A 22,451-nucleotide genomic window follows, 5' to 3' on the forward strand; every position below is an offset into this window, starting at 1 on the left:
CTTAACGCTGGTCGCGTCGAAGTGGGCGCCTGCCGCCGGCGAGCGGCAATTTGTCCTCCTCGACCAACTGCCCGCCTTTCATCACCCAGACAATCTGCTTGGCATTGTTGATGTCGACCGTGGGGTCGGCGCCGAGCAGCACCATGTCAGCGAGCTTGCCGGGCTCGATCGATCCCAGCTCGTTCTCCTTGCCGAGATGTCTGGCGCCGTTGAGGGTGGCAATGGTGACGATCCGTGCGGCCGGCACCCCGGCCGCCTGGAGCAGCTCCATCTCGCGATGCACGGCCGGCCCCAGGGTTTGGTCGGTGGCGATGGCGATGACGCCGCCGGCAGCGTCGATCATGCGCATGTTTTCCTGCGCCACAGGCGTCATCAGCTTCATCCACCAGGTCCAGCCGCGCTCCTTCCAGGCGGGGAGGGTCTCCGTGCGCAGCTTTCCGATCTCGGCTGCGCTGTAGGAAGCTTGGTAGAGCGGCTGGTCGAGATAGTCGGGATGCTCGACCAGGCGGCTATAGCCTTCGCCGATCGTCAGAGTGGTCGCCATCGGCGTCTTCTTGGCCGCCATCAGCTTGGCGAATTCTTCCGTGATCGGTCCCTGGATCACCGGATGGGCGAGGCTGTCGATGCCGGCGAAGATCGCCTCCGTTGCGCGCAGCTCGCTGGAAGTGTGCGCAGTCGTGGCGATGCCGTGGCGGTTCACCTCGAGGATGATCTCCTGCATGAGGTCCAGCGGAAGCAGCGTGATCAGCGGTCGCGTGCCCCAGCCATGCTCGTCCAGCGTCAGCTTCACGATGTCCGGCTTCTGCTCCTCCAGATATTTGAGAAGCTTCGGCTTGTCCTCTGACCAATTGTCGATCTCGATCGCCATGCTGCCGCCATGGCTGCCGGGATAGGTGACGAGGTTGCCGGTGGCGAAGATGCGGGGGGACAGGATCCGCCCCGCCCGCTCATCGGCGCGCAGGCCGAGAATGTGGTCGGGTACGTTGCCGGCGTCGTAGACGGTCGTGACGCCCGAATAGAGGTAGCTGGCCAGCGCCTGCATGCCAGCCTCGCGCGCGGCCCTGGCGTCGGCGCTCACCGCGGGCGCAACGGGGGGCGACGAGTTGCCCGGACTAACTCCGACCATCCTTCGCCCGTCGCCGCCGCGGGCGCCCTTCAGATGGATGTGTACGTCCATCAGGCCCGGGATCAGGTAGCGGCCGGTGCCGTCGATGCGCCGTCCCGACACCCGCGGCGCGGCGGCGGTCGGGGTGACGAAGGTGATCCGGCCCTTGTCCACGCCGATCGACATGTTCGCCTGCTTCGGCTGACCGGTGCCATCGACGAGCGTGACGTTCTCGACCACGAAATCCTCGGCCGATGCCGGGCCCGCCAAGGCGAGCGCGGCGACGCTTGCGCAAGCGGCGAGGCGGCGGACGATACGCTTGCTGATCATGGTCACTTCTTCTCCTCCGAACCGTTGCGCTTGAAGACGATGCCGTCGCGCATCACGAAATCGACGTCGAGGACAGCGTTGATGTCGGCCGTCGGATCGCCGTTGAGCGCGATCACGTCGGCTGCAAGCCCCGGCGCGAGGCGGCCGCGATCGGCCAGGCCTGCAGCCGCGGCCGCATTGACCGTTCCGGTCTTGAGCGCCTCGACCGGGCTCATCCCGGCATCGACATATTCGAGAAATTCCTGGGCGTTGGTGCCGTGCGGGTTGATGCCGGTGTCAGTGCCGAGCGCGACCGGCGTGCCGATGCGGATCGCGTCCCGCACCAGCTTCTTCGGCTGCGACCCCAGGCGGATCAGCTTCTCCATTGAGTTTGGCGGGAGGTCCTTGAACGGCCCGCGGCGCATCGCCTCCGGCGTCGTCCCGACCCAACTGATCGGCCAGACGGTGGGGATCAGCCATGTGCCGCGCTGCTTCATCAGCCGCAGAGTCTCGTCGTCGGCCCACATGCCGTGCTCGATCGAATCATAGCCCGCGCGAACTGCGGCATCGATGCCGCCCTTGTCGTGGGCATGGGTGGTGACCTTGCGGCCGAGCGCGTGCGCCGTCTCGGCGATCGCCTGCAGCTCCTCGTTGGTGAATTGCTGGCCCGTGCCGGAGTTGGAGTCGCTGAGCACGCCGCCGGTAACGGTCACCTTGATGACGTCCGCGCCATATTTGACGGCGTTTCGGACCGCGCGGCGGCAATCGTCGGCGCCGTCGCAGACGCCCGGCCGGACCTGCGTCTCGAGCAGGTCGCGGCGCATGCCGTGCGCGTCCCCATGGCCGTTGGTCGGGCTGATCGCGCCACCCGAGACAATGAGGTTGGGCCCGGGCACCACGCCCATCTTGATCGCGTCCCGAAGCGCAAACACGCTGTCGCCCGGTGATCCGAGGTCGCGCACGGTGGTGAAGCCCGCCATCAAAGTGTCGTAGGCGTTGGAAAAGGCGCCGAGCGTGTAGAACTCGTCCGGCTGGCGAATGCGAAGCCCGGGATTTCGGCCGACGATGCCGCCATTGGTCAAATGGACATGGAGGTCGATGAAGCCTGGCATGACGAACTTCGAGCCGAGGTCGATCACTTGGGTGTCGGCCGGAAGTCCGAGAGCGCCCGCGGTCTGGAAGCCGTCGTGAACGGCCTGCACGCGGCCGCCGCTCGTCACCAAGGTGGCCTGCCGCCGAACGCGTTCGCCCGGCGCGGTGAGCAAGGTGCCGGCGTGGATGATCGTCGTCAGCGGCACGCGCGCACTCTGATGCGGCGGCTGGCCGGGTTCGATGTTGCGCTGGGCGTTGGCAGGGGCGGTCATGGCGAGCCCGACCAGGGCCGCACCCACGAAGAATCTCGATACCCGCATTGGCCGCTCCCGCTCCTCGCATCGCCTTTGTGGCAATTGCTATAAGCCTAAAGTAATTCTATCGGAGACGGTATGTCCAGCCATGAATCCGCACAGCCTGAGTCGAGCCGCTCATCGGAGGGCGCATTCACACTCGCGCGGGGCCGGTTTCCGGCGCTGGAAAGGCTCGCTTACCTCAACAGCGGGTCTTACGGTCTGCTCGGGGACAGCGTCCGGGCGGCATTCGACGAATATCTCGATCTGCGTGTGCGGGTCGGCGCCGACTGGGATGCCTGGGTGGAGCGGTCGCTCAGCGTGCGGGGCAAGCTGGCGCAACTCCTCAATGCACAGCCTGACGAGATCGCCGTCACCGCCTCCGCCTCGGCGGGGATCAACGCGGTGGCGAGCGCGCTGGGCTTTTCGGTCGAGCGCAATCGTATCTTGGTCAGCAATTACGAGTTCCCGACCAGCGGGCAGATCTGGCACGCGCAAGAACGGCGCGGCGCGGTCGTCTCCCACGTGGCCGAGGACGAGTCGGGACGGATTCCGGTCCAGCATTTCGCGGATCTGGTGGACGAGCGGACGCGGATCGTCGTCCTCTCCCACGTCTGCTTCAGGCACGGCGGCAAGTTCTCTGACGAGGACATCAAGGCGATCGTCGAGCTTGCGCATCGCAATGGCGCGCATGTTATCCTCGACGTGTTTCAGTCGATTGGAGGGCAGCCCGTCGATGCCGACGCGCTCGGCGTTGATTTCATCGTCGGCGGCATGTTCAAATATCTGCTCGGGACGGCGGGGATCGGCTTCCTCTACGTTCGCCGCGGGCTGATCGAGCAGCTGGTCCCGACCACCAGCGGCTGGTTCGCGCAGCAGCAGATGGGATCGATGGACATCTTCGCCAACGATCCCAGCCGGACCGCTGCCCGTTTCCAGGGGGGAACACCACCGGTGCCGAGCTGCTATGCGGCCGATGCGGGGCTGGCGATGATCCTCGAATATGACCCCCGGCAGATCGCCGCCCGCATAAGAGAGCTCACCGGTTACGCGCTCGAGCAGGTTTCGGCAGAGGGCTTTAAGCTGGCGACGCCGCAGGAGCGGGGGCCGATGCTCGCGATCCGCGCCAAGGATGCTCCGGCTCTCGTCCAGAAGCTGATTGAGCGGGACGTGGTCACCTCGCATCGCGACGGCAACGTTCGTGCCGGCTTCCACTTCTACAACGACCGGGAGGACGTCGATCGGCTCGTCGCCGGCCTTTCGGAGAACCGGCCACTACTCGCCTAGTAGTTGATCCCGGGATTATCGCCCGGGTGGATCACGCCGACGACGTCCATGCCGGCGGCGGCGGTGCATTCCAGCGAATGGGCCTGCTTGCGCGGGAGGAAGATGACGTCGCCCGCGCTGACCGTGGCGCAGCTCTCCTCGGTCCAGAGGATGCCCGCGCCCGACAGGATGATCAAAGCCTCCTCGTAGAGGTGTCGGTGCATTTCGGCCTGCGACTGCGGGATGTGTCCGATGAATTGCGCGGCGGACGTGGAGCCGACGCTCTTGTCGACCAGCATCTGAAAGTAGCGAGGCCCCATTTCGGTTCGCTGCGCCGTGTCGACGCCGCAGACTCGCTCTGGATGGGCTGCGTCGAACTCGCTGGTGGAAGAGGCGAGCTCGTGGAGGGTATCGATGCCGGGAAGGGCGGAGATGAAGACCTTCAAACCTCTCAGGGTGAGAAGCCGGAAGCTTTCGCCCGGTCGGACGTAGACGCCGTCGCCTTCCATGATCCGGAAGGGGCGACCCGCGATCTCGACCGTGCCACTCCCTTCCGAGACGAACAGGATGACGTTGGCAGCGCCCGCGCCGAAAACGGGGGCGGCGCCTTGTTTCAGCTCGGCATAGAATTGCGATTGATGCTGAGCGCCGAGGGAGGGGGCGATGATCTTACGCAGCCAGAAATCGCCTTGGGTCGCTGGCGCCGCCGCCGTGGGCGTGATCACGTAGCATGTGCCGTCGAGCTGCTTGATTCCCTCCGCATCCGGCTGCGCCCTGCGCAGAAGCTCGCGCTCCTCCCGGCTGCGTTCGTCGCCCCGATAGCCGCTTGGCAGGTTGCTGTGCGTTCCGTCGCAGAACGGCGGCGTGGCGGTGTGCTTGCAGCCGCACAGCAGCACCTCCTCGGGCTGGTCGCCAGCCCGATAGATGAGCGGCTCGAAGCCGGTGCCAAGGTGCGAGCGCCCGTCGCAGAAGGGCTGGCGCTTGGACCGTCCGCAGCGGCACCAGGCGATCGGCCGGTTGGCCTTGAGCTCGCACAGGAAAGGCTTGCGGCTCGCGATGACGGGTTGCGGCGCGTCCGGTTCGGGGCTCATCACTTGTCCTTCGCGCCGTTAGCCAGCGAATGCTTCAGCTCGGCGAGCAAGTCATAGAGCTGCTGGCTGTGATCGGCGGACATTCCGGCGAACATGCCGGCGATCCAGTGATGGTGCTCGGTCGCGACATCCTGGAAATGCTTGCGGCCCGCCTTGCTGATGCTGACGACCCACGACCGCCGGTCGTTGGGATCGCGCTGCATCGTCAGGAAGCCCTGCCGCTCGAGCTGGCGAACTAACGCGGTGAGGTTGCCGCCAGAAACAAGCAGGGCTTGGGACAATTCGCCCATGGTCATCCCGTCCTGGCGCCGATCAAGCGCCGCGAGCACGTCGAACCGGGGAAGGGTCGTGTCGAATTCGTCCGCGAGGCGGCGCCGCACCCTTTTCTCGATGGTGAGCGAGCAGGTGAGGAGACGGAGCCACAGCCGGACAGCCGCCGGCTCGGAGACCGCATCGTCATGCTTTTCAGGCAGGGCATTGGCCGCCTCGCTCGGCGCCGGTTGCGATAACTCCATTCGTTACTCCCTCTTGGCTGCCCCGTGCAGTCCCTTGCATTTCAAATTCGCGTCGGCGGCTGCCACATTTTTTAAACTTAAAGAATCATGCTTGCACCTGACCCCAGATAGTTTACACATAAAGTAATAGCTAGCGGGAGCGGAAGCCCGCTCCCTGGCGAAGGGGGTCACGGCTGCATGATCCTTGTCGGAAGACAGGACAGGTCCAGGAATAAAGACGGCAGCCGCTCGTGCGGTTCCTCTTCGCATCGGCGGGGTCCCGCCCGATCCATCTTGCCGGCCTCTGCCGGCTTCAATCCCGCCCGGCATCATAGCCCATCGCTAGAATGGGATCGCGGGCCAGCCAGCTCGAGGGGTATTTAGGATGAGGAACACGAACATGAACCTGCGCGCACGGCTCCTGACGGGGGTGGCATCGACATTGTTCCTCGCGGGCGCGGCGGCTCCGGCGTTTGCGCAGGACGCGGGTCAGCAGGCGCCGCAGGACGAGCAGGCGCCGCCGGCGCTGCCGACCGAGGAAGAGAATGAGCAGTCGGCACCGGTCGGCGCCGACGGCAGCGCCCCGCAGGGCGAAGCGATCGTGGTCACAGGATCGCGCATCGCCAGCCAAGCGCTGACGGCGCCGAACCCGATCTCGCAGGTCTCATCGGAGGAGTTCACCCTCACCAGCTCCGCGACCGCCGAGAACCTGCTCAACAGCCTGCCGCAGGTGGTGCCGGGCGAGTCCGGCTTCACCAACAACGAGGCGAGCGGCGTCGCCACGGTCAACCTTCGTGGCCTCGGCGAGCAGCGCAACCTCGTCCTCGTCAACGGCCGCCGCTACATCTTCTTCGACGCGCGACAGGTGACCGACCTCAACACCATCCCGACCGCGCTCGTCGACCGTGTCGAGCTGGTCACCGGCGGCTCCTCGGCGGTCTACGGCTCGGACGCGGTCAGCGGCGTCGTCAACTTCATCCTCAAGAAGAATTTCGAGGGTGTCGAGGCGACCGCCCAATATGACATCACCGCACAAGGCGATGCGGCCAAGGCCAACCTCGACCTCATTCTCGGCGCGAACTTCGCCGACGACCGCGGCAATGCGACCATCTATTTCAACTATTTCGACCGCAATCCGACCTTCGCCAGCGCCCGCGACCGCTCCTTCTGCTTCCTCGAGGATGTCGTGGTGAACGGCACGCCGGCGCTCCAGTGCGGCGGCAGCGCGGGTATCCCGAACGGCCGCTTCGCGGGCCTGCCGCTCGGCACCGCACTTGCCGCCCGTCCGCAAGTGGTTTCCGCATTGGCGGCGTTGGGGCTGACCGGCATCGACGCGAACGGCTTCAAGTTCGACAATACCGGCACCCAGGTCAGCCGCTTCGTGGTCCCGGGCGACCGCTACAATTTCAACCCCGACAACTATCTCCAGCTGCCGCAGGAGCGGCGCATCGTCGGCGGCATGGCAAACTACAAGATCACCGACGGTATCGAAGTATATGCCGAGGGTATTTTCACCAACAACATCGTCGACACGCAGTTCGCGGCGACGCCGGTCGGCGGCAGCTACCCGTTCCAGGTCAACAGCCCGTTCCTGACGCCGGGCCTCCAGAATCTGCTGCGCGCACTCGATGAAACGGAGACCACCGCAGCGACGCGCGGCGACGGCTTCACCACGCTCAGCATCGGCCGCCGCATCGAGGAAGGCGGCGTCCGCACCTCGACCTTCGAGCGCAACGCCTATCGCATCGTCACCGGCCTGCGCGGCGACATCGGCTCGGCCAGCGAGAACTTCCTTACCAACCTTGAATTCGACACCTATTATTCGTTCGCTCGCACGCGCAACGTCACCAATTCGGAAGGCGTGATCCTGCAGGCCGCCTTCACCCAGGGCGTCACCACGGTATTCCGCAACCCGACGACCGGCGCGACCAGCCCGTTCCCATTCGCCGGCGTGCCCGGCGGCGGGCAGCTGGTCTGCCAGAACCAGTCCAACGGCTGCGTGCCGCTCAACATCTTCGGCCCGAACATCTCGCAGGAAGGCCTGACCTTCATCACCGGCCGCACGACGAGCAGCATCGAGGCCGAGATGCAGGTCGCCAGCGGCATCGTCACCGGCGAGCTGTTCCAGCTTCCGGAAGGGCCGGTCGGCTTCGCCGCGGGCGTCGAGTGGCGTGACGTGTCGGCCTTCTTCATCCCCTCCACCGGGGGCGTCGGCGACGTCGGCCAGATTTCCGGCGGCGGCTATGACGTGAAGGAGATTTTCGGCGAGGTCCGCATCCCGGTCTTCGCCGGCCTCGAGCTCAACGGCGCCTTCCGCTTCTCGGACTATTCGCTCGACAATGTCGGCGGCGTCTGGACCTATGGCGGCGGCGCCACCTGGCAGATCATCCCCCAGCTGATGATCCGCGGCCAGTATCAGCGCGCGGTCCGCGCGCCGAGCGTCGACGAACTCTTCCGCGCCCAGTCGGGCATCTCCGAAGCCGCCACCGATCCGTGCGCGCTGCCCAGCGCCGCGGCGCCGGGTCCGGTTCGCGACCTCTGCATTGCCACCGGCGTTCCGCCCGCGGCCGTCGGCAACAGCGGCATCCAGCCGAACTTCCAGCTGCGCGGTATCGTCGGCGGCAACCCCGACCTGCAGGAAGAGACCACCGACACCTACACGCTCGGCGCCGTGCTGCGCCCGATGCGGCGCGTCGCGGTGACGGTCGACTACTACAAGATCAACATCAAGGACGCGATCTTCCGGGCGCCGCTCAACAGCGTCCTCGACCTCTGCTATAACCAGTTCCAAGACATCAACGACTTCTACTGCCAGTCGATCATCCGCCTGCCGGACGGCACGATCGGCAACCCGGGCGGCATCGAAGCGCCGTTTGCCAATATCGGCAGCATCAAGACGGACGGCATCGACGTCGGCGTCACCTACTCGATGGACGTGAGCTCGGTGTTCGGAGAGGACAGCACGCTCGGCCTCGCCGGATCACTGAACTGGCTCAACAAGTTCGATCGTAACCCAGTCGCGGATCTGCCGGACCTCGTAAACAGGTGCGCGGGCGCCTACGGCCTGACCTGCAGCGAGCCGCTGCCCGAATGGAAGGGCACAGCCCGTGCCACGCTCGAAATTCGGGAATTCACCGCCAGCCTGCGCTACCGCTACATCGGCGAGGTGACCGACGACCGCGTCACCAGGGGCCTGCTGCCAGCCTCGGGTCTCGCGGTACCGGAGATCCATCCCGAGCATTATTTCGACCTCTCGCTGAGCTGGGATCTCGAGGACAAGCTCACCGTGTTCGGCGGGGTCATCAACTTGACGAACAACAAGCAGGAACTGATCGGCAGCTCACAGGAGCAGCTCAATACCTTCCCGAGCACCTACGACCCGCTCGGCATCCGCTATTATGCAGGCGCTACCTTGAGGTTCTGAGCGCCCGCCGAGTTCTCCCTGGGGCGGCGGGTGCGATCTGCCGCCCATTCAAGACAAGCGAGGATTCTATGCTTGCAGGCGCGCGCCCCCTTATCCTCGGAACGTTGCTGTTCCTCCCGTTGGCGGGACTACCCCAATCCGCGCTCGCCGGCGGGAGGGACTCGGTGCCGGAGAGCAGCTACCAGGCGCTGCAGTGGCGGCTGATCGGACCGTTCCGGGGCGGGCGCGTCACTGCGGTCGGCGGCCATCCCGACCATCCCCAAACCTTCTACATGGGTGCGACCGGCGGCGGCGTCTGGAAGACGAGCGATGCGGGCCAGAGCTGGCAGAATATCTCGGACGGTTTCTTCAAGACCGGCACCATCGGCGCCATCGCGGTCGCGCCTTCCAATTCGAACATACTCTATGTCGGCACAGGTGAGGGCCCGGTTCGGGGCGTCACCACCTCGCACGGCGACGGCGTCTACAAGTCGCTGGACGGCGGCAAGACCTGGCGCCACGTCGGCCTCAAGCAAAGCCGGCAGATCGCCCGCATCGTCGTCGATCTGGCGGACCCGAACCTCGTCTATGCCGCGGTCCAGGGCAATCCCTGGGCGCCGAGCGAGGAGCGCGGCGTCTATCGCAGCCGCGACGGCGGCGCGACGTGGCAACGCATCCACTTCGTCGATCCGAGCACTGGGGCCACGGACCTGGATGTCGACGCGAGCGACAGCCGCACCCTCTATGCGGCGATGTGGGACCATCAGCGCGAGCCCTGGACGATCCGCAGCGGCGGCCCCGGCAGCAGCCTCTGGAAATCGACCGATGGCGGCGACAGCTGGACGCGGCTGACTCGAGGGTTGCCCGCGCTTATGGGCAAGACCTCGATCGTCGTCTCGCCTGCCGATCCGAAGCGGCTCTGGTCGATGATCGAGGCGACCGAAGGCGGCGTCTATCGGTCAGATGATGCGGGCCAGAGCTGGAGGCGCGTCAATCAGGATCCCGGCATTCGCGACCGCGGCTGGTATTACACCCACATCTTCGCGCATCCGAAGGACCACAACGGCGTCTATGTGCTCGCCGCCCTGATGGTGGTGTCGAAGGATGGCGGCGTCACCTTCGAGGAGATCGAGACCCCGCACGGGGACAATCACGATCTTTGGATCAACCCGCGCAACCCCGACCTCATGGTTCAGGGCAATGACGGCGGCGCCAATGTCAGCTTCAACGGCGGCAGGACCTGGTCCACCCAGATGAACCAGCCGACGGCGCAATTCTACCGCATCGAAACCGACACTCTCTTCCCCTACCGCATCTACACCGCGCAGCAGGATAACACGACCGTTCGCATTCCCAGCCGCTCGCTCGACGGCGGCATCGGCGAGGCCGAATGGAAGCCGGTTGGCGGGGGCGAGAGCTCCTTCCTCTCCTTCGATCGCAAGAACCCGACCCTCGTCTACGGCACCGGCTTGCTGGGCGGCCTGACGGAATATGACGACCGCACCGGCGTCGCCCGCGACATCGATGCCTATCCGGCGTTCGCCGGCTTCCGCCGCGGCCTTGACCTCAAATACCGCTTCAACTGGAACGCGCCGGTGCTGGTGTCGCAGCACGATCCCAGGATCATCTACCATGCCGGCAACCGCGTCCTGAAGTCCGCCGATCGCGGCCTCAACTGGAGCGAGATCAGCCCCGATCTGACGCGGGCACGTGCGGCGACCATCGGCACCACGGGCGGTCCGATCATGATCGAAGGCGCCGGCGGCGAGCATTATGCGACGATCACCTACATCGCCGAGTCTCCGCGCGATCCGAGGATCGTCTGGACCGGCTCGGACGACGGCCTCGTCCACGTCACCAGGGATGGCGGCGCGAACTGGTCGAACGTCACGCCGGCGGGGCTGCCGGAAGGGCAGATCAATACGATCGAGATCTCGCCGCACGCTCCGGGCACGGCGTATATCACCGTCGCGCGCTACAAGCTCAACGACTTCGCCCCGTACGCATTCAAGACCACCGACTATGGCGGGAGCTGGACGCCGATCACGAACGGCTTGCCTGGCGACAATTTCGTCAGGGTGGTTCGGGAGGACACGGTTCGTCCGGGGCTGCTCTACGCTGGCACGGAAGGCGGGGTCTACATCTCGACGGACGCGGGCGGAGCCTGGAAGCCCTTGCAGCTGAACCTGCCGGTTGTGCCGATCACGGACCTCAAGGTGCATGGCGACGATCTGGTGGCGGCGACGCAGGGGCGGGCGCTCTGGGTCCTCGACGGGCTTCATCCGCTTCGCGAGCTGACGCCTGCGGTCGCGTCGGCGCCGATGCATCTGTTCACCCCGGCGCCGGCCCTGCGGCTGGAAGGCGGGGGCCGCTCCTCCGAAGTGGAAGGCGCCAATCCGCCGCAGGGAGCGGTCATCTATTACAGCTTCGACAACGCGCCGAGGGGCCCGGTAACTCTCGAGATCCTGGACGCCGCCGGCACCGTGTTGCGGCGCTTTTCGAGCGAAGCGCAGGCGAAGGCCCCTACCGAGCTGGTGAAGGGCGCGCAGGGTGAGCCGCCCGCGCCGCCGCTGCCGAAGAAGGCGGGGCTCAACCGGTATGTATGGAACCTGCGCCCCGAACCGATGACGCCGGTCGGCGACACGATCCGGTTCGTCCGCAACCGCCCCTACAGGATGGGGCCGGGCAGCTATCGAGTTCGTCTTCGTGCGGAGGGCAAGACGGCCGAGCGCCCGCTGACCATATTGCCTCAACCAGGCCTGCCGCCGGCGACGGCGGAGCAGTGGAGCGAGCAGCAGGCGCTTTCCCGCAAGCTTTATGAGCTGGTCAGCGACGTCCACCGCGAAACCAATGAGATGCGTTTGCTGGGAGAGCGGGTGCGGTCTCGCACGGCCGCTGGAAAGGGGAGTGCGCAATTTCTGGGCCGCAGCCAGGCGTTCCTCGCCTCACTCGCGCGGTGGGAGGAGCATGTGCCCCAATCGCCGCTCCCCGACGACATCCAGGACAGGATCGGCTTCCCGAGCCGGCTCCTCAGCACGCAGATCCTGCACACCCTCGCGATCCTGGACGGACCGCCGCCGGTGTCCACGGCGACCAAGGCGCGGGTCGGCGAGCTGGTCGCCGAGTGGGGGCGCCTCAAGGCCGAGGCGGCGCAGCTTCGGCAGCAGGCGAGAGCGGAGCTGGGGATCTCGTCAGGCACCTGAACATCGAGGGCAAGGAATCGTCATGGTCTCTAAGCGCTACAAGATATCGACTGCTGGCCTGCTCGCCGCGACGGCACTGACGATGCTCTGGCAGGTGCCGGCGCAGGCCCAAGTCGACACCGCCCAGCTTCAGGGCCTGAAATGGCGCAACGTCGGCCCCTTCCGCGGCGGTCGCGTAACGACAGTCACAGGCGTGCACCAGGACGAGCATACCTTCTACATGGGCGCGACCGGCGGCGGCGTCTGGAAGACCACCGACGCCGGCATCAGCTGGAACAATGTCAGCGACGGCTTCTTCAAGTCGGGCTCGGTCGGGGCAATCGCGGTCGCGCCTTCGGATCCGAACGTCATCTATGCGGGCATGGGCGAGCATTGCATCCGCATCGAGACATTCGCGTCCGGCGACGGCATGTACAAGTCGAGTGACGCCGGCAAGACCTGGTCCCACATCGGCCTCCCCAATTCCCGCAATATCGCCGCCATCCATGTCGATCCCGCCAATCCCGACATCCTCTATGTCGCGGTGCAGGGCAGCCCCTGGGGGCCGCATGACGACCGCGGCGTCTACAAGTCCGTCGACGGTGGCAAGAGCTGGGATCGTATTCTCAAGGGCGGTCCCAACACGGGCGCCAGCGACCTCGCCATGGATCCGAAGAATCCGTCGATCCTCTATGCAGCGATGTGGCAGCACGACCAGGAGCCCTGGCACGGCTACCAGATCAACAGCGGCGGCCCCGGATCGGCGCTTTACAAGAGCAATGACGCCGGCCGGACCTGGAAGAAGATCCAGAACGGCATGCCGGCGCGCGTCGGCCGGGTCGGCATCGCCGTGTCGGGCGCCGACAGCAAGCGTCTCTACGCCTTGGTGGAGGCCAAGCCCGACGAGTCCGGCCTCTATCGCTCCGACGATGCGGGTGCGTCATGGACCCTGCTCAACAACGAGCATGTGATGACGGAGCGCTCAGGCTACTACACCCACGTCATCGCCGATCCGAACCAGCTTGACACGGTCTACGTGCTCCACGCGCCGTTCCTGAAATCCACCGACGGCGGCAAGACTTTCTCCGAAGAGATCCGCCCGCCCCACGGCGATCACCACGCGCTCTGGATCAATCCGAAGAACAGCGAGTGGATGATCGATGGCAATGATGGCGGGGCGCACGTCTCGTACAATGGCGGCGACAGCTGGTCGACCGAGCTCAACCAGCCGACGGCGCAGATCTACCGCCTGACCGTCGACAACCTCTTTCCCTACAATCTCTATGGCGGCCAGCAGGACAATTCGACGCCGAAGACCAAGAGCCGGTCCTTCACCAGCGGCATCGGCATCCGCGATTGGTACGACGTCGGCCGCGGCGAGAGCGCCATGGTAGCGCTCGATCCCGACAATCCGGTGCTGGTCTATGGCGGCAACTACCAGGGCCAGATCACCGAATATGACGATCGCACCGGCATATTGCGCAACATCCAGCGCTATCCGCTGCAGACCGCTTACCGGCCCGGCGAGCTCTATCACTGGCGGTTCAACTGGAATGCGCCCATCGTCATGTCGATCCACGACCGCAAGACGATCTATCACGGCTCGCAATTCGTGCTGAAGTCGACCGACCGGGGCCAGAGCTGGACCGAGATCAGTCCCGATCTCACTCGCAACGAGCCCAGGAAGCACGGCTTCGTCGAGGGCGAGTTCACCACCGACGGCGTCGCCGGATCGATGTACAACACGATCCACTATATCGCCGAGAATCAGAAAAGGCCGGGGGAGCTCTGGGTCGGCACTGACGACGGCCGCATTCACCTCACCCGCGATGAGGGCAAGAGCTGGACCGAGATCACGCCCAAAGGCCTCGGCGAAACCCTGGTCAACATGATCGAGCTGTCGCCGCACCAGGACGGCAAGGCGTGGGCGGTGACCACCCGCTTCCGCTTCAACGATCTCAGGCCGAGCATCCTCGTCACCGAGGATTATGGCCGCACCTGGAAGCGGCAGGTCTCCGGGATCGCGGACGAGCATTTCACCCGGGTCCTGCGCGAGGACCCGGTGCGGCAGGGCTTGCTCTATGCCGGGACGGAGAACGGCCTCTACGTCTCCTATGACGATGGCGACCGGTGGCAGCCGATGCAGCTCAACCTGCCGGTCGTGCCGATCACGGACCTGAGGGTGCATCAGGGCGATCTCGTCGCCGCGACCCAGGGGCGTGCCTTCTGGGTGCTGGACGACATCGCGCCTTTGCGGCTGGTGGACCGGGCGCCGGCCGGCAACGCTATTCTCTATCCGCCGACCGCCTTGCGGCAGATCCGCGTCGGCCGCAGCCGCGAGGGCGGGCAGGGCGAAAACCCGCCTTCCGGGGCGCTCATCTATTACTCGCTGCCCGCCGGCACGAACGCGCAGGATGTGAAGCTCGAGATCCTCGACGAGCGCGGCGCGCTGGTGAACAGCTATGAGGCCGGCAAGCCGAAGAGCGACAAGGAGGATTCTTCCGAAGGCGCCGCCCCGGTCGAGGTCGCGCCCGCGCCCGGCGTCAGGGAAGGCGCCCAGATACAGCAGGTTCCGGCCTCGGAAGCGGCCAAGGAAAGCGCTCCGCCGACACCCCAGCGGCGGAGACGCGAGGCCGAGGCGCTACCCGCGGCGCCCGGCCTCAACCGTTTCGTCTGGGATTGGCAGGTGGCGCCGATCCGCGCCTATCCCGAGCTGACGGCGTGGGAGTCGAGCCGCGCCTACACGGTCGCCCCAGGCCGCTACCAGGCGCGGCTGACCGTGGCCGGCAAAAGCCAGACCCAGCCGTTCGAGGTCATGCCGGATCCGCGCAGGACGACGACGGCGGCGCAGCATGCTGAGAAGCAGGCGCTGCTCGCCATGCTCAAGGCGGAGACGATCGCGATGCTCGATGCCGTACAGGCGATGAAGACCGCGCGCGGCGAGGTTCAGGCCACCATCGCCGCCAATCCTGGGAGCAAGCGTGCCGGCGCGGCAATCGACGCTAGGCTCGACAGGTGGCTGAACGTCACGGTGGAGGCGAATGACAGGCATTTCATCGACCCCAGCCACAGCTCGGAGCGGCTCGACTTCAACCTGCTCTCGGTGCTCGGCATGGTTGACAATATGGACGCGCCGATCACCGCAGGTCTCGCCCAGCGCGTCGGCGACGTCCGTGCCGAATGGGTGAAGCGACGCGCGGAATATATAGCGCTCAGCAGCGAGGTCGCAGCGTTTCAGGCCGCCAATCGCGGTGCGGGTTCGGCGGCGGGATCGCGCTAGCGTCTGGTCAGGCGGGGATCACGTCGAAGGCGATGGTGGTGCGGTATGCGTCCTCGTCGAAAGGGACGGTGCCGTGATACATGTAGGAGGGGAAGAGGATGAGCTTGCCGACCTCCGGCCGGATCGCCCTTGCGATCCGTTCGCGCTCGCCGAGCGAGAGGCCGGTCTCGCCGAACTTGATCCAACCCTGCTGCTCGTCCTCCCGCTCCATCGCCTTCGGAAGGCCGACATAATAGCAGGAGCTGATCCAGCCTTCGGAATGGACGTGGTTGAGGTGGAAGCCCTTCGATCTCAGCCGCACGGACCATGAGCCGGAAAAGGTGAAGCTCCCGGCCTTACGATTGAGGAAGATGTGGTCGGGATCGTCGGGAAGAGCGGCGATAAAATCCGCCACGGCCTGCTCGATCATCTCCCGGATCGCCACGATTTCCGGCGCCTTCCGGTCGAACAGATCGCCCATCGTCTGGGTGCCGCCCCGGAGCGTCTGCTCGAGGGGATGCCGGCTGGTATTGTGCAGCTCCGCCAGCACCTGTTCGAGGCGCCGGTTGAAGTCTTCGACGCTGCCCCATTGCGGCGGCGGCCTTAGGATGCTCGCCTTGATGAAGCGATCATAATCGTTGAGGCGATCCGCTCTGTCATCGCCGAGGAAGCGCCAGGCCAAGGCCTCGTAGGCGATCGCCTGCTGGTCCACAGGATTGCGCCGGAGGACCGGCTGGAGCTCATCCAGCGCGCCATGGTATTCTTGCTGGATGATCAGCGAGCGGGCCAGTTCCAGACGATGCTCCGCCGTCTCAGGGTCGGCCGCGATCGCCGCGCGGAACTGTGAGAGCGCCGCATCCCGCTCCTGCTGAGCCCAATATGCCTGCCCCAGCCGGTGGCGAAGCGCCCCCGTGTCTACGCCCCTCCTCAGGGCATCCTGCACAATATCGATCGTCTGCTCGATCTGCCCGCCGAGGTTCAGGCGGGTCGCGAGATCGGTCAGCAGCCCCGCATTTCTTGGATGATCGCGCAAGGCTGCGGCGTAGCTGGCGAGGTATTGTTCATCGCCGCGCTGCCAGTGGAGCCGGTTGAGGGAGTCGTGCGCATCCCTGTAGGTAGGGTTGAGCGTGATCGCCGCCTCATATGCGGAGGCTGCGTCGTCGAGACGGCCGACGTCGTAATAGCAATGGCCCAGATTGTAGCGGATCTCGGCCGATTTCGGGTCGGACGCCGCGCAATATTCCAGGATGCGCGCGGCATCTCCAACCTGGCTCGCCAGGCGAAGCGCCACCGCGAAGTTGTGAAGCGTCGGCACATGGTTGGGCCGCAGCGACAGCGAGTTCTGAAAGGCGGTGATCGCCTCGTCGGTTCGGCCGGTACCGCGTAAAGCCCGCCCCAGGGCGGACCATGCCTTGGCGTTGTTCGGCGCCGCCTTCACCGCGCGCTCCAGAGGTGCTCGCGCCGCGGCCGCGTCTTCCAGGGCAAGATACGCCAAACCGAGATTGGTGAGCGCATTCGCATAGGAGGGCTGAAGCCGCAATGCAGCTTCATAGGCGTTCACCGCTTCCTTCAGTCTGCCGAGGTCCAGCAGGGCGTTGCCGAGATTGTTGAAGACGTGCGGCTGTGACGGATTGGATTTGAGCGACCGCTGGAAGTAGGCGGCGGCTTCCTCATTCTCCTTCCGCCCGCGGGCGATCATGCCGAGCAGCTGGAGCGCGTCGGGCTCATCGGGGGCGGTCGCCAGGATGCCGTTCAGGATCGTCGAGGCCTGCTCCGCCCGGCCGGAGCGCGCCAGTTCCATCGCCCGGGCGAGCGCGTCCTGGACCGTCATCTGCTGCTGTGCGCGCATCCGCTCAACGCCTGCGTTTCCGCCTCCGGACCCAGAATGGGAGGACGAACATGTATGTGCCCGTCAGCCACATCACCAGCAAGGCGATGCCGGTCGGCAGCGAGAAGAGATACTTCCCGAAGCCCCCGACGAAGCTGAAATCATGGATCGACTCCAGCAGGTCGGAGGTTCGGTAGCCGGTCTGCAGCACCTCGCCGGTATGTACGTCGACCTGGAATTCGGTCCTCGACAGGAGGATCACCTTGGCGATGCCGTCTGCCGGCTCAATGTCGATCCTGTCGACGTCGCGCCAGGTGACCTGCTCGTGGCCCGGCTGCTTGGCGATGTCGGCGAGCAGCGCGCTGACGCCTATGTCCGACAGTCCGGGTGCCGAGCTTTGCGCCACCGGCGGCTGCAGGGTGTCGAAATCCTTCTTCAACGTGAGAAGGATGCCGGTGACCGCCAGGACCAGAGTCGTCACGACGAGAAACAGAGACGCCCAGTAGTGGATCAGGCGGAAGCTACGCGCGAAGGATGTTCGAGTGCGGACTGGCGGGGGAGCGCGACGACTGTCTATAGCTGGCGGCACCCGCATGGACTTGCCGGGTGCGTCCCCTCCCATCAGGAGGCGAGCCTGACTTCCGAAATCGCGCTGTCGAGCGCGCGGGCCTCATCATCAGCGAGGGCCGCCTCGCGCAGTCGCTTCAGTGTCGCGGCGGCGTCCGGACGGTGCTTGATCAAGTCCCAAGCGGCCATGATCCGGTTGAAACTCCCAAGGCCACGCTCGAACGTGTCGCTGTAGCCCTTGATGAGCCGCTGACACTCGACCAATTCGGCCGCCGCCGCCGGGTTGATCGCCGAGGCTTCGCGCACCCGCTCGAGCCACTGCCCGATGCGCTCCTGCTCCACCTGATAGCGCAGCGTTCCGCGCCGCCAGCGCCGCATTCCCGCCAGAATGGCGAGCACGACGAACCAGCGCAGGCTGCTGGTGCTGACGTGCCGGCCCTTCTTGAAGAACGGGCGCAGCCTGGCGGACAGCCGCTCGTTTTCCAGGATGCGGCGGCCGAGCCCCGCGGGCAGCGTCTCGCACACCTCCTCCAGCCGCGGATGCATATATTCGGTGATGCCGAGGAGCTGTTCCGGCTGCACCTTCACTTCATCGCGGACGCGCTCGAAACGGCTGGCGCGGACCTTGAGATCGGCGACGCGGATCGTGTCCTCGTAGCTCATCCACAAAGCAAGATAGCGCGCGGTCTCGCGCGTCAGTCGCCAGTCGTCCGCTTTGCCGTCGCAGCCCCGTATCTCCGCCAGCCTGTCGAGATAGAGCCGGGCATAATCGGCGTCCTGATAATCTATCAGTCGGCGGACGCCCTCGACCGCGAATTCGTGGGCGGCCGCCGGCAGCTCGTCGCGGACGCGCTGGACCAGCGCCCGGCCTGCCGCGCTGCTCGGCTGCGGCGCTGACCGTATTTTGGCTTCGACCTCAACCCGGCCCGTCGCTGCTTCGAAACCGGCGGCGAAGGCGGCAAGGTTCGACTCCACGGCCTTGCCGCCGGCGCGGATGGCCTGCTCGAAGGCCGAGCGGGGGAAGGGAAGGGCGCCGCTGCCGGCCAGCGCGCCGAACATCACCGAGCTGATCACGCTGCCATGACGGCTGGCAACGGCGTCCATGTCGAAACCGATGAAGCGCTTGGCCCGCTCCTGCGCCGCCTCCAGGATGCGCTCGCCGCTCGCCCGGCCGTCCGACATGGCCGACTTTTCGGAGATGGCGTAGACGCGGTGGGTCGAGCCGATCAACGTCGTTCGATCGCTGGTGACGAAGCCTCGCAGGATTGACCGGCCGGTCTCCATCAACTCGGACGCGACCACGATGTCGACGTCGCCGGGCAGCGGCATCAAGGCGAGGACCGGCTCGCCTCGTCCGCCCGAAGTCTGCGCCTCAGGGAACAGCTCGATATAATAGACGGTTGCGCCGGTGCGCTGCGCGACGCCGGGAACGGAGGTGCTCTGCGCGACATAGCCGCCGTGGGTGCCGACCTCCGCGATCCAGTCGGCTAAGACGCCGCCGCCTTGGCCGCCGAGGGCGAGCACCGCGATGGTGATCCGCTTGCGCTCCTGTCCCGGTTCCATCGTCTCCACCTAGAAGGCGCGGCGCGCGAGCGCGCGCTCGTGCCGCCGCTGCCACGCCCCGATGAACCAGCCGCGCGTGCGGTCGCGCAGGCGGTCCCAGCGCGTCGGGTTGATCACGATCTCGGCCTTGTAGAAGGAGGGGCAGAGCACGGCGGCATGGCTGACCTCGCCGCAGACCCCGCAGCCGACGCAGCTATTCTCGACATGCGCGATCGGATCCTGGCGCAGCGGATCGGGATTGGGCTTGATCGTCAGCGACGGGCACCCGGACAGACGGATGCAGCTGTGATCGCCCGTGCAGGTGTCCGGATCGACCCCGAACCTCTCCCTGACGACGCGCTTGCCGGCCTTGACCGCCTTCTGCATCGCCGGTTTGACGCGCCGCTGCCGGTTGAGCTGGCATTCCGATTGGGCAACGATGACCTTCGGGCCCTTCTCCTTGCTGGTCAGCGCCTCCATCAGCGTGTCGCGCATCTTGGCGACGTCGTAGGTGCGCGTGAGCGTCTTCACCCAATCGACGCCGATCCCGCGCACCGCCTTTTCGATCGGATGCTTGGTCTTGCGAACCGCGTTGTCGGCTTGTGAGGAGAGTATGTCCTGTCCACCGGTCGCGGCCGAATAGCCGTTGTCGACGATGATCGTCAGGTTGTCGTCGTCGTTGAAGACCGCGTTGCCGATGCCGGAGGTGAGGCCGTTATGCCAGAAGCCGCCGTCGCCCATCATCGCGATCGCCCGTTTGCCGCGCGGCTTGAACGCCGACGCGCCGGCAGTGCCGAGGCCGTATCCCATTGTCGTGTTGCCAATGTGGAAGGGCGGCAGGATCGAGAAGAGGTGGCAGCCGATGTCGGCCGAGACATGGAACTGTCCGAGCTCGCGCTGCACGAGCTTCATGGCCGAGAAGATGGGGCGTTCAGGGCAGCCGGTGCAGAAGCCCGCGGGACGCGCCGGCACATCGGCAGGAGTCAAAGGCGCGGGCAGGGCCGCTTCGACCTCAGGCGCTAGTTCGGGCGCCCATTCGGCGAGGAACTTGGCCACGCCATCCTTGAGGACGGCGCCGGTATATTCGCCGGCCCGTGGAAACAGCGTCTTTCCGACCAGCTGCGTCTGGAGGTCGGCGCGGCGAAGCAATGTGTTGAGCTCGTGCTCGATGAATTCGGGCTGACCCTCCTCGACCATTAGGACTGCGCGCTTGCCCGCGCAGAAGTCGCGCACTTCGTCCGGGATCAGCGGATAGGTCGCGTTCAGCACATAGACCGGCAGCCTTGCGTTGCCGAAGGGGTCGGAGAGGCCGATCAGCTCGAGTGCGCGGTTAAGCGTGTTGAACAGCCCGCCCTGGACGATGATGCCGACGTCGCCTTCGCGCGTGCCGAAATGCTCGTTCAGCCGGTTCTCCTGGATGAATCGGATCGCGGCCGGCCAGCGCTGCTCGATCTTCTCGATCTCGTGCTGGAAGCTCGCCGGCGGCAACACGATCCGGTTGACGTCGCGGTTGGGGTTCTCTGCGGCCTCTGAGACCGTCATCGGCGGCCGCTTGTTGTCGCGCGCGGTGAAGGTGCCGGTCTGGTGGCAGCCGCGGACGCGCATCTCGAACAGGACGGGCGTGTGCGAGGCTTCGGAGAGCTGGAACGCTTTCTCGACCAAGTCCACAATCAAGCTGTGGCTGGGGCGCGGATCGAGCAGCCACATCTGCGACTTCATGGCGAAGGCGTGGGTGCGCTCCTGCATGATCGAGGAGCCTTCGCCATAATCCTCGCCGACGATCACGAGAGCGCCGCCGGTGACACCGCCCGAAGCGATGTTGGAGAGGGCATCGGAAGCGACGTTGGTGCCGACGACGGACTTCCAGGCTACGGCGCCGCGGAGGGGATAATTCACCGATGCCGCCAGCATCGCCGCGGCGGTCGCCTCGCTCGCGCTCGATTCGAAATGGACGTCGAGCTCCTGCATCAGCTCATTGGCGTCCGCGAAGACGTCCATCAGGTGGGAAATGGGCGAGCCCTGATAGCCGCCAACATAGGCGACGCCGGACTGGAGGAGCGCCTTGGTGACCGCGAGGATGCCCTCGCCGTGGAAGAGCTCGCCCTCTCCCAGGCGGAGCTTTTCGACCTCGGCCTCGAATGAGCGCTCCGCCAAGGTCTAGCTCCCGACGAAGGCCAGTACGCGCAGCGGGCTGCCCGAGCCGCCCGCGATCTTCAGCGGGGAGGCGACGATGACCGAGCCGGTCGGCGGCAGCTGGTCGAGGTTGGCAAGGCACTGCAAACCGTAGCGGCCGGCGCCGTGAAAAAGCGCGTGAGCAGGGTAGGGCGGGTTGAGCAGGTGCGCCTGCCCCGCATCGGTACCGATCGTTTCGACGCCGAAGCCATGGGCGTCACGCTCCTCGACCAGGAACCGCACCGCTTCAGCCGATGGTCCCGGCGTGTGGGCCCCGTCTTCGCTGCGGTTGACATAATCCTCGACCGAACGCTTCGACCAGTCGGTCCGCAGCAGCACCCAGCTGCGCGGCGGGATACGGCCGTGCTCGCGCTCCCATTCCTCGATATCGGCGACGGTGAGCAGGTAATCGGGATTTTCAGCCGCCTTGGCCGAGATGTCGATCACCACCGCAGGCGCGACGAACTCGCGCGGCTTGATCGTGTCGAGCGCATTGTCCGGCAGGTCCCGACCAGACACCCAGTGGACGGGGGCATCGAAATGGGTGCCGGTATGCTCGCCGACGGTGAAGTTGTTCCAATACCAGGCGACGCCGCGCTCGTCGTAGCGGGAGATTTCCTGCTGCGAGAAGCCGGCGCACTGGCCGAACTCGGGCGGGAGGACGAGGGTGGGGGTGTCGGGAGAGAGAGTTTGTGTGAGATCGACGGTTCGGATCACGCCCGAAGCCACTCCCGAAGCGAATGCGTTCAATGCCTCAGCACCCATCGATCATCTCCTGCCCGGTGAAGAATGAAATATGCCAGAAGAAACTTGCAAATGCAAACAATTGAGGTTCTGAAGGAGGCCGC

Annotated in this window: 13 protein-coding genes; 4 read left to right on the top strand and 9 right to left on the bottom strand. The window is 65.9% G+C overall.

What is annotated here, in order from left to right:
- Position 1 precedes the first annotated feature (1 nt).
- Together AC5JBD_RS01220 and AC5JBD_RS01225 are read right to left on the bottom strand one after the other, a co-directional pair.
- Positions 2 to 1,435 (bottom strand): amidohydrolase family protein, encoded by a 1,434-nt coding sequence (locus AC5JBD_RS01220; RefSeq protein ID WP_495719928.1) that lies wholly within the window; start codon positions 1,433 to 1,435, stop codon positions 2 to 4.
- A 2-nt stretch (positions 1,436 to 1,437) separates the two neighbouring features.
- Positions 1,438 to 2,826, bottom strand: coding sequence for a metal-dependent hydrolase family protein (locus AC5JBD_RS01225; protein ID WP_495719929.1), 1,389 nt, complete (start codon positions 2,824 to 2,826; stop codon positions 1,438 to 1,440).
- Positions 2,827 to 2,898: 72 nt separating this feature from the next.
- On the opposite strand from AC5JBD_RS01225, the gene AC5JBD_RS01230 reads away from it, so the two are divergent.
- Positions 2,899 to 4,086, top strand: a complete 1,188-nt coding sequence (locus AC5JBD_RS01230) for an aminotransferase class V-fold PLP-dependent enzyme (protein ID WP_495719930.1) — start codon at positions 2,899 to 2,901, stop codon at positions 4,084 to 4,086.
- Here AC5JBD_RS01230 and AC5JBD_RS01235 read toward each other — a convergent pair.
- Both AC5JBD_RS01235 and AC5JBD_RS01240 read right to left on the bottom strand, forming a co-directional pair.
- The gene (locus tag AC5JBD_RS01235) at positions 4,083 to 5,156 is read right to left on the bottom strand and encodes a CDGSH iron-sulfur domain-containing protein (RefSeq protein WP_495719931.1); all 1,074 of its coding nucleotides are present in this window, start codon (positions 5,154 to 5,156) and stop codon (positions 4,083 to 4,085) included. The two genes, AC5JBD_RS01230 and AC5JBD_RS01235, sit on opposite strands and share 4 nt — an antisense overlap.
- Entirely contained in the window at positions 5,156 to 5,671 is a 516-nt protein-coding gene (locus AC5JBD_RS01240) for a MarR family winged helix-turn-helix transcriptional regulator (RefSeq protein ID WP_495719932.1), read from the bottom strand. The genes AC5JBD_RS01235 and AC5JBD_RS01240 overlap by 1 nt, the downstream gene beginning before the upstream one ends.
- A 364-nt stretch (positions 5,672 to 6,035) precedes the next feature.
- Between AC5JBD_RS01240 and AC5JBD_RS01245 the strand changes: the two genes are divergently transcribed.
- From AC5JBD_RS01245 to AC5JBD_RS01255, 3 genes are all read left to right on the top strand, one after another.
- Entirely contained in the window at positions 6,036 to 9,074 is a 3,039-nt protein-coding gene (locus AC5JBD_RS01245; protein ID WP_495719933.1) for a TonB-dependent receptor domain-containing protein, read from the top strand.
- A gap of 164 nt (positions 9,075 to 9,238) precedes the next feature.
- Positions 9,239 to 12,256, top strand: a complete 3,018-nt coding sequence (locus AC5JBD_RS01250) for a WD40/YVTN/BNR-like repeat-containing protein (RefSeq protein WP_495719934.1) — start codon at positions 9,239 to 9,241, stop codon at positions 12,254 to 12,256.
- 22 nt (positions 12,257 to 12,278) lie between these two features.
- On the top strand, positions 12,279 to 15,515 hold the full coding sequence (locus tag AC5JBD_RS01255) for a WD40/YVTN/BNR-like repeat-containing protein (protein WP_495719935.1): 3,237 nt from the start codon (positions 12,279 to 12,281) through the stop codon (positions 15,513 to 15,515).
- 7 nt (positions 15,516 to 15,522) lie between these two features.
- Here the strand turns inward: AC5JBD_RS01255 and AC5JBD_RS01260 are convergent, their stop codons facing one another.
- From AC5JBD_RS01260 to AC5JBD_RS01280, 5 genes are read right to left on the bottom strand one after another with little or no spacing between them, the layout of a single operon-like run.
- A complete protein-coding gene (locus tag AC5JBD_RS01260) occupies positions 15,523 to 17,343 on the bottom strand; it encodes a tetratricopeptide repeat protein (RefSeq protein WP_495719936.1) in 1,821 nt (606 codons plus the stop codon).
- Positions 17,344 to 17,347: 4 nt separating this feature from the next.
- Positions 17,348 to 17,944 (bottom strand): PepSY domain-containing protein, encoded by a 597-nt coding sequence (locus AC5JBD_RS01265; protein WP_495719937.1) that lies wholly within the window; start codon positions 17,942 to 17,944, stop codon positions 17,348 to 17,350.
- A complete protein-coding gene (locus AC5JBD_RS01270; RefSeq protein ID WP_495719938.1) occupies positions 17,944 to 19,452 on the bottom strand; it encodes an indolepyruvate oxidoreductase subunit beta family protein in 1,509 nt (502 codons plus the stop codon). Before AC5JBD_RS01270 ends, AC5JBD_RS01265 begins: the two co-directional genes overlap by 1 nt.
- 9 nt (positions 19,453 to 19,461) lie before the next feature.
- On the bottom strand, positions 19,462 to 21,585 hold the full coding sequence (locus AC5JBD_RS01275; RefSeq protein ID WP_495719939.1) for a thiamine pyrophosphate-dependent enzyme: 2,124 nt from the start codon (positions 21,583 to 21,585) through the stop codon (positions 19,462 to 19,464).
- A 3-nt stretch (positions 21,586 to 21,588) separates the two neighbouring features.
- Positions 21,589 to 22,368 (bottom strand): cyclase family protein, encoded by a 780-nt coding sequence (locus AC5JBD_RS01280; protein WP_495719940.1) that lies wholly within the window; start codon positions 22,366 to 22,368, stop codon positions 21,589 to 21,591.
- Between the last annotated feature and the right edge of the window lie 83 nt (positions 22,369 to 22,451).

Source organism: Allosphingosinicella sp. (genome assembly GCF_059502505.1).

Bases quoted from the DNA above. Each gene is read 5' to 3' on its own strand.
- AC5JBD_RS01280 (WP_495719940.1), bottom strand. From the start codon at position 22,368: ATGGGTGCTGAGGCATTGAACGCATTCGCTTCGGGAGTGGCTTCGGGC.
- AC5JBD_RS01235 (WP_495719931.1), bottom strand. From the start codon at position 5,156: ATGAGCCCCGAACCGGACGCGCCGCAACCCGTCATCGCGAGCCGCAAG.
- AC5JBD_RS01225 (WP_495719929.1), bottom strand. From the start codon at position 2,826: ATGCGGGTATCGAGATTCTTCGTGGGTGCGGCCCTGGTCGGGCTCGCC.
- AC5JBD_RS01265 (WP_495719937.1), bottom strand. From the start codon at position 17,944: ATGGGAGGGGACGCACCCGGCAAGTCCATGCGGGTGCCGCCAGCTATA.
- AC5JBD_RS01220 (WP_495719928.1), bottom strand. From the start codon at position 1,435: ATGATCAGCAAGCGTATCGTCCGCCGCCTCGCCGCTTGCGCAAGCGTC.
- AC5JBD_RS01260 (WP_495719936.1), bottom strand. From the start codon at position 17,343: ATGCGCGCACAGCAGCAGATGACGGTCCAGGACGCGCTCGCCCGGGCG.
- AC5JBD_RS01245 (WP_495719933.1), top strand. From the start codon at position 6,036: ATGAGGAACACGAACATGAACCTGCGCGCACGGCTCCTGACGGGGGTG.
- AC5JBD_RS01255 (WP_495719935.1), top strand. From the start codon at position 12,279: ATGGTCTCTAAGCGCTACAAGATATCGACTGCTGGCCTGCTCGCCGCG.
- AC5JBD_RS01230 (WP_495719930.1), top strand. From the start codon at position 2,899: ATGTCCAGCCATGAATCCGCACAGCCTGAGTCGAGCCGCTCATCGGAG.
- AC5JBD_RS01240 (WP_495719932.1), bottom strand. From the start codon at position 5,671: ATGGAGTTATCGCAACCGGCGCCGAGCGAGGCGGCCAATGCCCTGCCT.
- AC5JBD_RS01270 (WP_495719938.1), bottom strand. From the start codon at position 19,452: ATGGAACCGGGACAGGAGCGCAAGCGGATCACCATCGCGGTGCTCGCC.